General features: G+C 64.6%; 15 protein-coding genes. 11 read left to right on the top strand and 4 right to left on the bottom strand.

The annotated features are described in order from the left end of the window. Positions 1-44 precede the first annotated feature (44 nt). Positions 45-515, bottom strand: coding sequence for an LbetaH domain-containing protein (locus tag E5679_RS12750; protein WP_249336109.1), 471 nt, complete (start codon positions 513-515; stop codon positions 45-47). Between the two features lie 396 nt (positions 516-911). Between E5679_RS12750 and gmd the strand changes: the two genes are divergently transcribed. From gmd to E5679_RS12725, 5 genes are all read left to right on the top strand, one after another. Beyond that, positions 912-1,955: a GDP-mannose 4,6-dehydratase gene (gene gmd, locus E5679_RS12745; protein ID WP_138416429.1), complete on the top strand. Its 1,044-nt coding sequence runs from the start codon at positions 912-914 to the stop codon at positions 1,953-1,955. A gap of 19 nt (positions 1,956-1,974) precedes the next feature. Continuing rightward, entirely contained in the window at positions 1,975-2,919 is a 945-nt protein-coding gene (locus E5679_RS12740; protein WP_138416702.1) for a GDP-L-fucose synthase family protein, read from the top strand. 95 nt (positions 2,920-3,014) lie between these two features. Beyond that, positions 3,015-4,745 (top strand): DUF4012 domain-containing protein, encoded by a 1,731-nt coding sequence (locus E5679_RS12735; RefSeq protein ID WP_171042370.1) that lies wholly within the window; start codon positions 3,015-3,017, stop codon positions 4,743-4,745. Between the two features lie 78 nt (positions 4,746-4,823). Beyond that, on the top strand, positions 4,824-5,417 hold the full coding sequence (locus E5679_RS12730; RefSeq protein ID WP_138416425.1) for a hypothetical protein: 594 nt from the start codon (positions 4,824-4,826) through the stop codon (positions 5,415-5,417). Positions 5,418-5,591: 174 nt separating this feature from the next. Continuing rightward, positions 5,592-6,938: a UDP-glucose dehydrogenase family protein gene (locus E5679_RS12725; RefSeq protein ID WP_138416700.1), complete on the top strand. Its 1,347-nt coding sequence runs from the start codon at positions 5,592-5,594 to the stop codon at positions 6,936-6,938. Positions 6,939-6,947: 9 nt separating this feature from the next. Here the strand turns inward: E5679_RS12725 and E5679_RS12720 are convergent, their stop codons facing one another. Together E5679_RS12720 and E5679_RS12715 are read right to left on the bottom strand one after the other, a co-directional pair. Then, positions 6,948-7,814 carry an SDR family oxidoreductase gene (locus E5679_RS12720; protein ID WP_138416423.1) on the bottom strand — a complete coding sequence of 289 codons (867 nt, stop codon included), beginning with the start codon at positions 7,812-7,814 and terminating at the stop codon, positions 6,948-6,950. Beyond that, a complete protein-coding gene (locus E5679_RS12715; RefSeq protein ID WP_138416422.1) occupies positions 7,811-8,266 on the bottom strand; it encodes a nuclear transport factor 2 family protein in 456 nt (151 codons plus the stop codon). The genes E5679_RS12720 and E5679_RS12715 overlap by 4 nt, the downstream gene beginning before the upstream one ends. 75 nt (positions 8,267-8,341) lie before the next feature. Here E5679_RS12715 and E5679_RS12710 point away from each other — a divergent pair, with 75 nt between their 5' ends. The 4 genes from E5679_RS12710 to E5679_RS12695 all read left to right on the top strand — a co-directional run bounded on the left by E5679_RS12710 (position 8,342) and on the right by E5679_RS12695 (position 11,396). Continuing rightward, complete coding sequence (locus E5679_RS12710; RefSeq protein WP_138416420.1) at positions 8,342-9,010, top strand: TetR/AcrR family transcriptional regulator; 669 nt, start codon at positions 8,342-8,344, stop codon at positions 9,008-9,010. A gap of 182 nt (positions 9,011-9,192) precedes the next feature. After that, a complete protein-coding gene (locus E5679_RS12705; RefSeq protein WP_138416418.1) occupies positions 9,193-10,125 on the top strand; it encodes a patatin-like phospholipase family protein in 933 nt (310 codons plus the stop codon). A 30-nt stretch (positions 10,126-10,155) separates the two neighbouring features. Continuing rightward, positions 10,156-10,482 carry an ArsR/SmtB family transcription factor gene (locus E5679_RS12700; protein WP_138416416.1) on the top strand — a complete coding sequence of 109 codons (327 nt, stop codon included), beginning with the start codon at positions 10,156-10,158 and terminating at the stop codon, positions 10,480-10,482. Continuing rightward, entirely contained in the window at positions 10,479-11,396 is a 918-nt protein-coding gene (locus tag E5679_RS12695; RefSeq protein WP_138416415.1) for a cation diffusion facilitator family transporter, read from the top strand. The genes E5679_RS12700 and E5679_RS12695 overlap by 4 nt, the downstream gene beginning before the upstream one ends. Before the next feature lie 6 nt (positions 11,397-11,402). Here the strand turns inward: E5679_RS12695 and E5679_RS12690 are convergent, their stop codons facing one another. Beyond that, positions 11,403-12,635, bottom strand: coding sequence for an MFS transporter (locus tag E5679_RS12690; RefSeq protein WP_138416412.1), 1,233 nt, complete (start codon positions 12,633-12,635; stop codon positions 11,403-11,405). A gap of 221 nt (positions 12,636-12,856) precedes the next feature. Between E5679_RS12690 and E5679_RS12685 the strand changes: the two genes are divergently transcribed. Further along, positions 12,857-13,162, top strand: coding sequence for a hypothetical protein (locus E5679_RS12685; protein WP_138416411.1), 306 nt, complete (start codon positions 12,857-12,859; stop codon positions 13,160-13,162). 176 nt (positions 13,163-13,338) lie between these two features. Beyond that, the coding region (locus tag E5679_RS12680) for an endolytic transglycosylase MltG (protein ID WP_249336108.1) at positions 13,339-14,069 on the top strand (731 nt) is incomplete at its 3' end.

Below are 14,069 nucleotides of genomic sequence, written 5' to 3'. Positions count from 1 at the left end.
GTCCCTGGCACCGTCATGCGCCTTTCGTGTGAGGGAGGGGGCGGTCATGGCTTGGTCTTCACAGGATTGTTGAATCGGATGCCGAGCGCAGAAGCCTGAATCGGACTTCCCCAGATCGTGTTCTCCGGAACTTCGCCCGTAACAACCGTTCCCGGAGCGATGAGTGCCGAACGGCCGATGCGAGTTCCACCAAGCACAATGCACCGCGAGGTAATCCATGCTCCGGCTTCAACATGGACCGGCTTAGTGATCAGCGCCATGTCCCGACGGTGAGCATGGCTCCCCGTCGTGATCAACGTTTCCTGGGAGATTGTCACGTCGTGATCGATGTACACGTGGTCCTGATTGTGGAACCACACGCCCTCCCCGATCCAGCAGTCCTTGCCGATGTGGAGCTTCCAGGGAAAACGGATGCGGGTCCGTGGGCGGAAGACAACCCCATCCGCAATTTCAGCCCCGAATGCCTTGAGAGCCGCCGTGCGAAGGCGCGAGCTGACTTGCCAAGGGTTGGTCACGAGGAGAAGCTCGGCAACTGCCCACAGATATACGACAGCCTTGGGACGATCCCAGCTCTCCCCAGCGCCGGGCGCTCGGCCGAGACTGATGACAGGCGCTGCGTCCTCCTGCACCGGGTCAGCGTGCACGAATGTTCCCCCTAGGACTGAACCGATCCCTCCACGCCGGAACGTTATCACTGCTCAGTCGATTGCGTATCTTAAACCCGTCACTATCGGCTCAGTAGTCCGTGAAGTAAGTCTCAGTACCCTTCGACTTCATTTCAAGGTTAGTCACACACTACGCAGATCTCGTACGATGACCCTGTCTCAGTGGTCAGCGGACGACCCGACGGCTGAGCTGGGGCGCGAAGGCGGACACGATCGCGTGTCCTCGTGGGGGAAAGGACATGGCCAGTGACAAAGAAGGCCTTCATCACGGGTATTACGGGACAAGACGGCTCGTATCTTGCCGAACTGCTGCTCTCGAAGGGCTATGAGGTTCACGGTCTCATTCGACGCAGTTCCACCTTCAACACATCACGCATCGACCATCTGTACGTCGATCCGCACGACGCGAACGCCCGCCTGTTCCTGCATTACGGAGACCTCAGCGACGGCGCGCGTCTGGTAAGCCTGCTGGCAAGTCTCCGCCCGGACGAGGTCTACAACCTTGCTGCTCAGTCGCATGTTCGGGTCTCCTTCGACGAGCCAGAGCACACCGGCGACACAACAGGTATTGGCTCCGTTCGCATGCTCGAGGCGGTCCGCCTCTCGGGGATCCACACTCGCTTCTACCAGGCGTCGTCTTCGGAGATGTTCGGAGCGGCCTTGCCGCCGCAAAGCGAGACGACTGCCTTTCACCCGCGCTCCCCGTACGGCGCTGCAAAGGTCTACAGCTACTGGATCACCAGAAACTACCGCGAGGCCTACGGGATGTTCGCGGTGAATGGCATCCTCTTCAATCACGAATCGCCGAGGCGCGGCGAGACCTTTGTTACGCGCAAGATTACAAGGGCGGCCGCGGCCATCAAGGCCGGCCTTCAGGAGCACCTATACCTCGGCAACCTCGACGCCGTTCGTGACTGGGGGTATGCGGCAGAGTACGTCGAGGGAATGTGGCGCATGCTCCAGGCCGATGAACCGGACGATTTTGTCCTCGCTACTGGTCAGAGCCGCACCGTGCGTGATTTCCTCGACATCGCCTTCGGGCACGTGGACCTTGATTGGCGGGACCATGTGCGTTTCGACGACCGCTATCTGCGGCCTTCTGAAGTCGATGCCTTGATCGGCGACGCAAGCAAGGCGCAGGAGAAGCTGGGCTGGGAGCCGACCGTTGGTCCTGACGAGCTCGCCCGCCTCATGGTGGATGCCGATCTCGAAGCGCTGAAGTTCCCGCAAGGCTCGTGGATCGACTCGGTGGAGCTCGAAAGCTGGGGAGAGACGGTTGTTGTCCGCTGAACTGGAATTCGCGCCGAAGATGCTCCCGCGTGATGCGCGGGTTTATGTGGCAGGCCACCGCGGCCTTGCGGGCTCTGCAATCTGGCGCCGGCTGGAGGCGGAGCGTTTTTCGCGCCTCATCGGACGCACCTCCGCGGAACTCGATCTGAAGGACCGGAGCGCCGTCTTTAAATTCTTCGAGGAGGAACGGCCGGAGTACGTCTTTCTCGCGGCAGCGAAGGTCGGCGGAATCCTTGCGAATAACACCTATCCAGCTGACTTTCTGAGTGAAAACCTGCAGATCCAGGTCAACGTGATGGACGCGGCGGTTCAGTATGAAGTCCAGCGCCTGCTGTTCCTTGGATCATCCTGCATCTACCCGAAGTTCGCTCCGCAGCCGATCAACGAGGACGCGCTCTTACAAGGGGACTTGGAACCAACCAACGATGCCTACGCGATCGCCAAGATTGCCGGCATTCTCAACGTGCAGGCGGTGCGCCGCCAGCACGGTTTGCCGTGGATTTCAGCGATGCCAACGAATCTATACGGTCCAGGTGACAACTTCTCGCGCCTCGGTTCACACGTCCTTCCAGCCATGATCCGGCGCTATGAGGAAGCGCGGCTCGACAAGGTGAGCTCGGTGACCAACTGGGGAACTGGAAGCCCCCGCCGCGAATTCCTTCATGTCGACGACTTGGCGTCCGCCCTCCTACATCTGATGGAGAATTACGACGGCGCCCAGCACGTCAACGTTGGAACTGGCACCGACGTCGCGATCAAGGAGCTCGCCGAGGCAGTGGCCGAAGTGGTCGGCTTCGAGGGTTCGACCGAGTGGGATGACACCAAGCCGGACGGTACACCCCAGAAGCTCCTCGACGTTTCGAAGCTCAATGCGACGGGATGGTTTCCGACGATCACTCTCGAGCAAGGGCTCCAATCCACTGTCGCTTGGTTCCGCGAACACACGGAGGACCTGCGTCGGTGAACAGGCACTCGGAAGCGCCCCTGCGGCGTAGCCGGGCCATGCCGAGGCTACGTGGGCGCAAGCGCGTCTGGCTGCTGGCAGGCGTAGGGGTCATCTTGGTCGTTATTGCCTGTTCCGTCTGGCTGGGCGCGAGAGCCCTTCTCGCGCAGCGTGAGATTGCTGAGTCCGAACGTCTTGCCAAGGTAGTGCAGACGCAGCTTCTTGCGGGCCAAGCCGACCAGGCCAAGGAGAGCGCGGCCAGCCTCACGTCCCACGTTGATTCAGCCAGAGCCTATGTGACTGATCCCTTGTGGCAGGTCGCCGGACTCCTGCCGCTCATCGGCACGAACTTCTCCGCGAGCGCAAAGATGACGGCGATCCTCTCGGATGTCGCCCATGGTGCGGTTTTGCCCCTCTCCAGCGTGGCTTCAAACGTCAATCCCTCGACCATAAAGCCTGCCAACGGCGCACTAGATCTCGGGACGCTTGTTGCCGCGCAGCCTGCCATTGCGCGGGCGAATGGGGTCCTTCACAACGCGTACGTGGATGTGACTTCGTTGGAGCCCGGCTTCGGAGCGTTACCCCAAGTGATTGACGGCGTCGATCGGTTCAAAACTGTTCTGAGTGACGCGTCAGAGCAGGTTTCTGCAGCCGACAACGTAGCCGGGATTCTGCCGTCGATGCTGGGGGACTCTCGTCCACGAACTTATCTCGTGCTGTTTCAGAACAACGCCGAGTTGCGGGCAACCGGCGGAATCCCGGGAGCAGCAGCGGAAGTCAGGGTTGATCACGGCCACATCACTCTCGGCCGGCAGACCGCGGCGAAGGACATTCGGAAGTTTCCACAACCGGTTCTCCCACTCGCTGACCAGACGAAAGGGCTGTACGGCGAGATCACGGGCCAATACTTCCAGGACGTCAACCTCGTTCCGCAGTTCCCGCTCACGGCTCGCCTTGCCGGGGAGATGTGGAAGCAGCAGTTTGGGACCCAAGTCGACGGAGTCATTTCCCTCGACCCAGTGGCTCTTGGTTACATCCTGCAGGCAACTGGGCCCGTGAAGCTTCCCAGCGGAGACGTTCTGGACAGCAGCAACGCCGTGCGCCTCCTCCTGAGCGATGCCTACGCGAAGTACGAGGGACTGGTCGTCCAGAAGGACGACTTTTTCTCCGCCGCCGCCGCGTCGGTCTTCTCGAAGATCTCGGCTGGCGGGTTCCAGCCAAAACCGATGATTGATGCTCTCAACCGCGCGGGACGAGAGCGACGCCTTCTGGTGTGGAGCTCAGACCAAAAGGAACAGGAAGTCATCGAGAAGGCCAATGTCTCCGGTGCGCTTCCACCTCCCAGCCCAGCTCAGGGGACGTTCGGCGTCTATTTGAACGACGCTACCGGATCAAAAATGGACTACTACCTGCGCGAGACGTATCGCGCGGGCGGGGTCGTGTGCAGGGCTGACGGACGGCCGACGTGGGAAGTCGAGATAACTCTGACAAACGCGGCGCCGGCCGATGCCGCGAAGAGCCTCCCTGAATATGTGACTGGTGGCGGAGCATTCGGTGTGCAACCGGGCTACGTAAAGACCCAAGTCAACGTCTATGCGCCTCCGGCTGGAATCTTCACAAACGCTTGGCTCGATGGGGCACCCCTTGATGTTCACCGGGATATGGACTCTGGCTACCCAGTGGCTCAGACCCAGACGCTTCTCGCACCTAGGCAGAGTGCGACTCTGAAGTTCCAATTCCTAGGGGCTCCAGGAGCGGATGCGAAGCCGAACCTCGTTTCGACACCTACTGTTAACAATTTTCAGAAGTCCGACTTGTCACTAACGTGTCCAGATGTTGTACGCTGATGTCTCAGTAGACTCACTCGTCGGGGGCTGTCGTAGACCCGATATTCAACTATCGATTAAAAGACTGGGGACCTTGTCATGTTGAAAAAAGCCCTCGCCGTACTGGCTCTGGCCGGTCTGGCACTCTTCGGAACGTCGACCGCGGCCAATGCTGCTGGTTACGTTCCTAGCGGGAACGTCACCGTTACGGGGAACGCGGCGCCTGGAGGCACGGTTACCGTCAACTTCGCGGCCGGTTCGTTCTCAGGCAATGAGTCTGTGGCTGTCTCGGTCAGCGGCAACACCGGCGTCACCCTTTCTGTGGTGAAGGCCGCGGTCCTGACATCGTTCACGAAGCAGGCAGCTGCCAACGGATCGCTCTCTGTGAACGTGACGTTCCCGACTGACGCCTCTGGCACCTACACGCTCACCGCCACGGGCCTGACCTCAGGCAACGTTGGCACGGCTTCGATCACCATTGTCCCGGCTGCCGGCGGCACGCTCGCCAACACTGGCGGCACCGCCGCAAACACCGGCACTCTGGCCAACACCGGTGGCTCGGAGCCTGCTCTGGCCAACACGGGCGCTACGCTCCCGATGCTCATGATCTGGATCGGCGCCGGCGCGCTGATCCTCGGCGCAGCGATCATTGGCACGCTTGCCTTCGTTCGCCGCCAGCGTCAGAACGCCTAAGTAGCTTGAAGTGCTCCAGCCCGGTGCCACTGGTGCCGGGCTGGAGTTTTTAAGCAGAGCGGCCAGAAGCAACGAACAATCGATATATAAATCGCGTGTTCAGAAAATCCGGCTGTGCAGAATGACACGTTTGTGACAACCCTGTCGAGGCGTCCTGGGGGAAGCGGGGGAATGATGAAGATCAGCGTAGTGGGAACCGGCTACTTGGGGGCGACGCATGCGGCCTGTTTGGCCGAAATGGGCTTCGAGGTTGTTGGTCTCGACATCGACCCGCTGAAGATCGCAGCCCTGGCCAATGGCGAGCTGCCGTTCCATGAGCCCGGGCTGCCCGAACTCATCAGAGAGCACGTGGCCAACGGTCGTCTTCGGTTCACGACTTCTTACGAAGAGATCGGCAGCTGGGCGGATCTTCATTTCCTCGCGGTTGGTACTCCCCAGCGTGCAGGGGAGCAAGCCGCTGATACTTCCTTCGTCGAAGACGCTGTTCGGTCGCTCGCGGAGAACATCCCTCGTTCCGCTCTCATCGTCGGAAAGTCGACAGTTCCGGTCGGAACAGCGCGTCGCCTTCAAGACATCTTGCAGCTGCACCGCCGCCCCGGGGCGGACGTTGGCCTCGCCTGGAACCCTGAGTTCCTGCGAGAAGGCTTCGCCGTGAATGACACCCTGTCTCCCGATCGCATAGTGCTCGGCACAGACGATCCCGAACACGAGGCTCTTCTCAGGGCTGTCTACGCGAAGCCCATCAGGCAGGGGACTCCGGTCATCGTCACCGACTTCGAGACGGCTGAGCTCGTGAAGGCTGCCGCCAACGCCTTCCTCGCCACGAAGATCAGCTTCATCAACGCGCTTTCCGAGATAACGGAAGTCGTCGGTGGCGACATCCGTACCCTCGCGCAGGGAATTGGGCTTGATGCCCGAATCGGCGCGTCCTTCCTTCGCGCCGGTCTTGGCTTCGGTGGGGGATGCCTGCCGAAGGACATTCGCGCGCTTCAGGCGAGGGCGAGCGAGCTGGGGCAGGAGCGCAGCATGCGGTTCCTCAGCGACGTCGAGGAAATCAATCTTCGCCGTCGCGAGCGGGCCGTCCATCTCGCGACCTCGATGCTGGGTGAGCTCGTTTCCAGCAAGATCGCAGTCCTCGGCGCTGCGTTCAAACCGAACAGCGACGACGTCCGTGATTCGCCCGCCCTGGACGTCGCTGTTCGGCTCTTTGATGCTGGTGCTGACGTGGCGGTCTACGACCCGAAGGCCAACGCGAACGCCTCCCGACGCTTCCCTCGACTGACCTACGCCGAGAATGTCGAGCAGGCTGTCGCCGAGGCGGACCTTGTCATGGTCCTGACGGAGTGGAAGGAGTTCGTTGAGCTCAGTCCGGAGAACCTTCAGCTGCTGACGTCAGCACGGAAAATCATCGACGGGCGGAACGTGCTCCGGGCGGAGGAGTGGACGGACGCAGGTTGGGAGTTTGCCGCCCTTGGCCGGAAATACGCCCCCGCCTATGAGTATTCGACAATCGGCGTCTGACTCGCACGATCACCCAACCAACTGCCTCAACCCCACCACCGGAATGTCCGGGTACAGCTCCCTTCCCGGTCGAATGTCGAACTCGGCCCCGCCGCTGTTCATCCAGAGGGCTGCCTTCGACATTCGGGCCATGAAGGGTGAGAAGGGTCGGGCTGCGACCGACATGAGCCGCAGGGCGCCGAGCGGGATGTGCTGAATTGAGGCCTGAGGCGAACGGGAGTGAATCGCGTCCGCCAGCTCGTTGAAGGTGTGCGTCTCGGTGCCCCAGTCGACCGTTTGGCCTTTCAGCGATCCCTCGCGCAGAACGCGGCGCACCAATTCGGCGGCATCCGCAGTTGAGGTGAACGTGACTGGCGCCTGGCCGGAGCCGAAGACCACGATGCGCCCCTTGGTCGGCAGCTGCTCGGACATGGTCACAAGGAATTGGTCGAGATTCGCGCCCATTCGGATTGTCGTCCAGCCGATTCCCGAACTCCGCAAAGCATTTTCGGCCGCCGCCTTCATCCTCAGGAACTCGATGGGCCCATCTGGCGCGGCCCCGTGCATGGACATCATCACCAGATGTTCCACCCGGGCTTTGGCCGCAGCCTGAATCAATTGCAGCGCCCCGTCCCGATCGACAGTCCTCGGACTGCCGTCCTTCTTCAATCCGAATCCCGACGCCGCAAAGACGACCTTCCGGCATCCCTCCACCGCGCGGGCGCAATCCGCAGCAGAGGCGAGGTCGCCGCGAAGGAGATCAACGCCGTCGTCCGCTCGCTCTGGGAACGGCAGCGAGGCGCCGCGCGCGAAGATGCGGACGGGCTCGCCGTCGTCCTTAATAAGGGGAACCAGCGCGGACCCGAGGCGGCCGGTGCCGCCAACCACCAGGATCATGGCGCGGAAGGCGCCGGAGCCTGCGCGGCGGTCACGGAGCGGACGGCGGCGTTGACGTCGCCGGAGTCGTATTCCACGGGTTCGAGGTAGAAGCGCACCACGGCGAGTTTGTCGTCGCGCACCGTGAAGATCGCGACGCCGGCCTGCTCAATGCGGACACCGTCGCGGCGGGTTCCCGTGGAACCCCATTCGATCCAGACCTTTCCCTCGGGGTCGACGGCGACATCGTGGACCTCGAGGGTCAGGTCCGGAATGCCGGCAAAGATGGACGTCCAATTTGAACGGACCTGCTCCCGGCCGCGGAAGCTGCGGGCCGGGTGGACGGGAGTGATGTTCTCGTAGTCCTCGGCGAATTCGAGGACCATGGCGTCGAGATCGTGCTGGGCGGCCGCGGCGAACATGCGGCGGACAGGCCCTTCGGGGAGGCGGCCGAGGCCGCCATCAGGTTGCATGGTGGGCTCCGGAATGAGAGGGGCGAAGGCTATGATTTCAATACAGCTAGCTGTATTGATTGGAGTGTAGATCCGGTGAGTTCGGCGGTCAATGGGGGAGAGCGCACGGGCAAGGCGCGCGCCTACGATGCCTCACGCCGCCGTGCCCTCGCCGAGGAAGCGCGCCGTAACGTCCTCGCCAAAGCGCGCGAACTCTTCCTCGACAAGGGGTACGGGGCCACGACGATCGCGGAGATCGCTCGCGCCGCCGGCGTCTCGCCCGAGTCGGTGTACAAGAATTTCGGCGGGAAGCCCGGACTCGTGCGGGCCATCCATGAGCAGAGCCTCCTGGGGGCAGGCGGGACGCCCGCGGAGGAGCGCTCGGATCAGGCCCAGCTCACTGCCACCGATCCCCGGGCGCTCATGGACCAGTTCGGCCGCTTCACCGCCGAGATCAGCCCCATCGGCGCGCCGATCGTCCTCCTCATCCGCGACGCCGCCGCGAGCGGCCACCCCGGCATGGCGGACCTCCTCCGGGAAATCGACGACTCGCGGTACCGGCGCATGCTCCACAACGCGCGGCAGCTGGTGGGCCGCGGGCTGCTTCGGGTGGGGCTGAGTGCCGAGGACGCCGCGGACGTCATGTTCGCGAGTACGACGGCGGAGCTCTACGAGAGCTTGGTCCTCAAGAGGGGCTGGGGTGCTTCGCGATATGGGGAATTCATCGCGGCGCTGTTGAGAGCGAATTTGCTGGGGGATCGGTGAATCCGGCCATCGCGACGGGCTGCTTGGCGTGCTAATGTCCCATCTGGTCGCGAATTTGCCAGCAGGAGGTGAGACCCATGAATGCAGTATCCGCAATGGGTGCTCCCCTGCCGTCCACGATCCGCGGCTGAACTAGCCGCCACTGGGAGCGCCGAACAGGCACCTTTCGAAGGAAGACTCCCATGAACACCACGCCATCTTCTTCTCACCCCACACACCCGCTGGCTCATCCCACAAAGCGGGCCCTGGTTCTCGCCGGCGGAGGCGCTGCCGGCAACGCCTGGGAAATTGGCCTCATTGCTGGCCTCGCCGAGGCCGGGGTCGATGTCACCAATGCCGATCTCATTGTCGGGACGTCGGCCGGATCGACGGTCGCAGCCCAGATCACCAGCGGGACCCAGCCGTCCGAGCTGTACGCGGCGATCCTCGCCGAGGTGCCGCCCGCCCGCGCCGGCGGTCCCGGACGGGGACCCGCTCCGAGGGTTTCGGGCGCAAGCTACATGGAATGGTCGGACGCCATCATCGCCTCTGCCGAGAGCCCCGCGGATATGCGCCGCAGGTTGGGTGCCGCGGCCCTCGACACGGATGCGTCTGAGGGCGCAAGCGCGTCCCGCTGGCGAGACATCGTCGCCGCTCGGCTTGCCAACCATGACTGGCCCGAGCGGCTCGTGCTCATCGCGGCCGTCGATGCCCGAACCGGGGAACCAATCGCGTTCGACCGAAACAGCGGAATCGACCTCGTGGATGCCGTGGCCGCGAGCACCTCGGCGATGATGCCCTACCGCATCGGCGAGGACCGCTACCTCAACGGCGGCTACCGGCGCAGCGAGAACGCGGACCTGGCGGCCGGATATGGCCGGGTGCTTGTGATGTCGCCGTTCGGCGGCAGGACGCGGATGCCGCTCGAGTGGGGCATGGACCTCACCACCCAGGTCAGCGAACTGCGCGCCGCCGGCAGCCGAGTCGAAACGGTGTTCCCGGACGCCGGGGCGGGCGACGTCTTCGACGCCAACGCCTTGGATCCCTCGACGCGGCCGCAAGCCGCCCGAGGCGGCTACGATCAGGGCCGCGCGCTCGCAGAACGACTGGCCGAGTTCTGGGCTGACCCGTCGTAACGCTACACGAACTCCTGTAAGGTTTTACAGGTGGAGACCTTGACGACGAACGGCGTTCTGGCGCGCTTCGGGAAGGCCCTCGCAGACCCCACCCGGTCGGCCGTTCTGATGCGGCTCAAGGACGGCCCGGCGTACTCGGGCGATCTGGCCGAGGGGATTGGCGTGAGCCGGCAAGTGCTGTCGAACCATCTGGCGTGCCTCCGCGACTGCGGCCTCGTGGTCGCGGAGCCGGAGGGACGGCGCGTCCGCTACGAGCTCGCCGACCAGAAGCTCGCCCACGCGCTCGAGGATCTGCTGAGCGTGATCCTGACCGTCGAATCCGTCTGCACCTGTGACGTGCCGGAGTGCCCGCAATGAGCGGACACCACGACCACTCGCACGCCCACGCGACCGACGACCACAAGCGGCTGCTCGCCGCCCTCTGCGTGACGGTGCTGATCCTGATCGCAGAGGCCGTCGGTGCCGTGTTCTCCGGGTCGCTGGCCCTGCTGGCCGATGCGGGGCACATGTTCACCGACGCGTCGGGGCTCGTGATCGCCCTGATCGCGGCGTCGCTCGCGCTCCGGCCGCGCACGCCCGAGCGGACCTGGGGCTACAAGCGCGCCGAGATCCTCGCTGCCGGCCTGCAGGCGGGGCTGCTGCTCGTGGTCGGCGGCTTCGTTCTCGTCGAGGCCATCCGCCGACTGATCGAGCCGCCCGAGGTCGGTTCCTCGGCCATGCTCTGGTTCGGCGTGATCGGCTTGGTGGGCAACGCCGTCGCCCTCGCGGTCCTCGCGGGCGGCCGCAAGGCGAGCCTCAACCTGAGGGCCGCCTTCCTCGAGGTCCTCAACGACGCGCTTGGCTCGGCCGCAGTGATCATCGCCGCCATCGTGATCGCGCTGACCGGCTGGACGCGCGCCGACGCCCTCGTCTCGCTGCTCATCGGGGCGCTCATCGTCCCGAGGACGCTGCGACTCCTCAAGGAAACCGCGGATGTCCTCCTCGCCGCCACCCCGAAGGGCCTCGACCTGCGCAGCGTGCGCGACCACATCCTCGCCCTGCCACACGTTCTGGACGTCCACGACCTGCACGCGACCCTCATCGGCACCGGCACTCCGGTCATCACGGGGCACGTGACGCTCCGGGACGAGTGTCTCAAGGACGGGCACTCACAGGAGATCCTCGCCCAGCTCCAGCAGTGCGTCGCCGAGCATTTCGACCTGCCGGTGGAGCATTCAACCTTCCAGCTCGAGACCGCGGCCCACCGCGACCAGGAGCAGCTGCACCACTGAGGGTGCTCAGCGCCGCCGCATCCTCCCGAGCACCCAGGCGAGGCCCGCGAAGGCAACCAGGTTCGCCGCAATAATGACGACGACGGCGACGCCGGGTTGGATTCCGTAGGCCGCTCCGAGGATGCCGCCCGCCACGAGCAGGCCCAGGCCGCGCACAAGGGCGAGCCACCCGAAGGCGACCGCGCGGGAGCTTGAGGGAACGAGCTCGGTGATGACGGCCTTGACCGTGGAATCCAGGACGCCGTTGACGACTCCCCACACGGCCGCGCCCGTCCACACGAGGGCCGCCGTGTTGCCGAACGCGATCGCCGCGACGGCCGCCGCGACCGGGACCGCGAGGAGGACGAGTGGACCGCGCCGATCGTAGATCCGGCCGACAACCAGGCCGCTGAGCCCGTCGACCGCCATCGCCACCGCGAAAACCACCGGCACCAGGGCGTCGCTCAGGAGCCCCGTGGTCTGGGCGTGGAACGCCATGAGCGGGAACGGAGCGACGCCGAAGGACAGCACGGCGACAGCCGCCGTGTATTGCCAGAAGCGCGCGGGGAGGGAGGCGCGGGAGGCGGGCTCCGTCGTCGTCCGCTGTTCTTGCGAGCTCTCCGCTGCCTCGGTGCCGTGCTCGTAGGCGGCCGGGTCGGGTACGCGGGACCGCAGCCAGAAGAGCAGGGCGAGTACGAGCACCCCGGGCACGGCGAGGACGCCGAAGGCGAGGCGATAGTCGCCCTCGCGCCACGCGAGGACGGCGGCGAGGAGCAGGGGGCCGAGCATCGCGCCCGTCTGGTCGAGCGCTTGGTGCACGCCGAAGGCGCTGCCGCGACCCGTGCTGGTCGAGGCGTGCGAGAGGAGGGTGTCCTTGGCGGGGGAGCGCACGGCCTTGCCGAGACGCTCGGTGCCATAGAGGAGAAGGGCCGGGGCGATCGCGCCGGTCGCCCCGATGAACGGGACGCTGAGGACGGTCAAGGCGTAGCCCGTGATGGTCCACGCCCAATAGTGGGCGGTCTGGCGCACCGCATAACCCGAGACAACGCGGAGACCGTAGCCGATGAATTCCCCCGCCCCCGCAACGAGGCCGACGACGGCGGCACTCGCCCCGAGCGTCCCCAGGTAGGGGCCGATGATGCTGCGCGCCCCTTCGTAGACCATGTCCGCCAGCAGGCTCACGATCCCGAAGGCGAGCACGAAGTGCCAGGGCCGGAGAATGGGCGGGCGTTCTTGTGCGGGAGTGCGGCCGGTGGGCATGGCTCCCATTCTTCCAGCCGCTGGTTCTCGAGGCGGCAGGTGAGTACTTAGGTGATTGCGCGTGACCGGCCGCGCGGAATCGAGTAGCCGCTACTCAAGACTCGGGCATTGGCCCGCGCGCAGACTTGAATCATTGGGGGAAGGCAACACTCGGGGGAGGAAAGGTGTACGCAGAACGTGCAATCGTGATCGATGCTCTGAGGGTCCTCAGGGCTTGTGGCTTGACCGACGGTGCCGCCGGGCCGCCCACCGGGATCGAGGCCAGAGACGAAGAATCTCAGGCTGAGATTGTCGGCCAGGCCATCGCTGCGATGAGTTCCGACGCCTGGGACGGGCTCTCCCACCAGCAGCGGCAGGTCCTGCTCATCGCCCAGGCTACGGTGCGGCATTATCGGGGGCGCTCCGGCAACGACGGGCGGGGTGGGTCCAGGCAGCTTCCGCTCGGGTATCTGGGCGAGTCGAGGCGGCGGATCAGGACGACGGCGTCCGGCGGCGTGCGGGTGATCATCGACTCGGTGCACCGATAGTTCCTGATGTTTGGATGACTCCATGAGCGGGTATCTTTCTTGTTGCGCTGCGACGCCGCGTGAACGAGACAGGAGCCCCCACCCGGGTGAACACCCCCAGGAGTCAAGAACCGTCCTCTGGCGCCCCAACGACCTCGGCCACCGGCCCTGTCGGAACGGAGGCGCAGGGGGACTCCGTGCACCCCGCTCTCACCTCGGAGCCTGCTGCCGAGAGGTCCGCCGCGCGCGCTTTGAAGCCTCGCTCGAGGCGGCCCCATCGGGCCTTCCGCCATGCCGCGATCGCCATGGCCGTTGCGATAGCGCTGGTCATCGGTGCTTCCGTTGTGGGTGCCCTGGCACTGCGCTCGGTCCTCGGCATGGACAAGATCAGGGACTACCCCGGCCCGGGGTCAGGTGAGGTCGTGGTCACCGTCCAGCAGGGCGATGGCGTCCTCACCATCGCGCAGGAACTGCAGAAGGACGGCGTCGTCGCCGACGCAGACACGTTTGTCCGCGCCTTCGGCGACGCCGGCGGAAAGATCCATCCGGGTGATTTCACGTTCAAGAAGCAGATGAAGTCCTCGGATGCGGCGCAGGTGCTGGCGGGGGACAGCGCGAAGGTGATGTATTTCGCGCTCAGTGCTGGGCTGCGGGTGAATGAGTCGCTGGACATCATCGCGAAGTCGGCGGGGGTGGACCGGAAGGACCTGGACAAGCTCAATGCCCAGCCGGGGCAGTTCGGGCTGCCGGCGCAGGCGAAGAACCTGGAGGGGTATCTGGCGCCGGGGGAGTACCGGTTCCCGGTGGGGACTTCGGCGAAGGACATCCTCACTGCGCTGGTCTCGGGCACGGTCGATGAGCTCAAGAAGGATGGGATCACGGATCCGGGGAAGCAGTACGAGGTGCTGACGGTGGCCAGCATCGTCCA

This window comes from Sinomonas gamaensis (assembly GCF_005876955.1).
GTDB lineage: Bacteria > Actinomycetota > Actinomycetes > Actinomycetales > Micrococcaceae > Sinomonas > Sinomonas gamaensis.
Note: the sequence above shows the minus strand (reverse complement) of the source record. Positions and strands in the feature narration are given on the sequence as shown.

What these genes read in the sequence shown, in the direction of transcription:
- E5679_RS12740 (WP_138416702.1), top strand. Translation starts at nt 1,975, where the DNA reads ATGCTCCCGCGTGATGCGCGGGTTTATGTGGCAGGCCACCGCGGCCTT.
- E5679_RS12730 (WP_138416425.1), top strand. Translation starts at nt 4,824, where the DNA reads ATGTTGAAAAAAGCCCTCGCCGTACTGGCTCTGGCCGGTCTGGCACTC.
- E5679_RS12725 (WP_138416700.1), top strand. Translation starts at nt 5,592, where the DNA reads ATGAAGATCAGCGTAGTGGGAACCGGCTACTTGGGGGCGACGCATGCG.
- E5679_RS12720 (WP_138416423.1), bottom strand. Translation starts at nt 7,814, where the DNA reads ATGATCCTGGTGGTTGGCGGCACCGGCCGCCTCGGGTCCGCGCTGGTT.
- E5679_RS12715 (WP_138416422.1), bottom strand. Translation starts at nt 8,266, where the DNA reads ATGCAACCTGATGGCGGCCTCGGCCGCCTCCCCGAAGGGCCTGTCCGC.
- E5679_RS12705 (WP_138416418.1), top strand. Translation starts at nt 9,193, where the DNA reads ATGAACACCACGCCATCTTCTTCTCACCCCACACACCCGCTGGCTCAT.
- E5679_RS12695 (WP_138416415.1), top strand. Translation starts at nt 10,479, where the DNA reads ATGAGCGGACACCACGACCACTCGCACGCCCACGCGACCGACGACCAC.
- E5679_RS12690 (WP_138416412.1), bottom strand. Translation starts at nt 12,635, where the DNA reads ATGCCCACCGGCCGCACTCCCGCACAAGAACGCCCGCCCATTCTCCGG.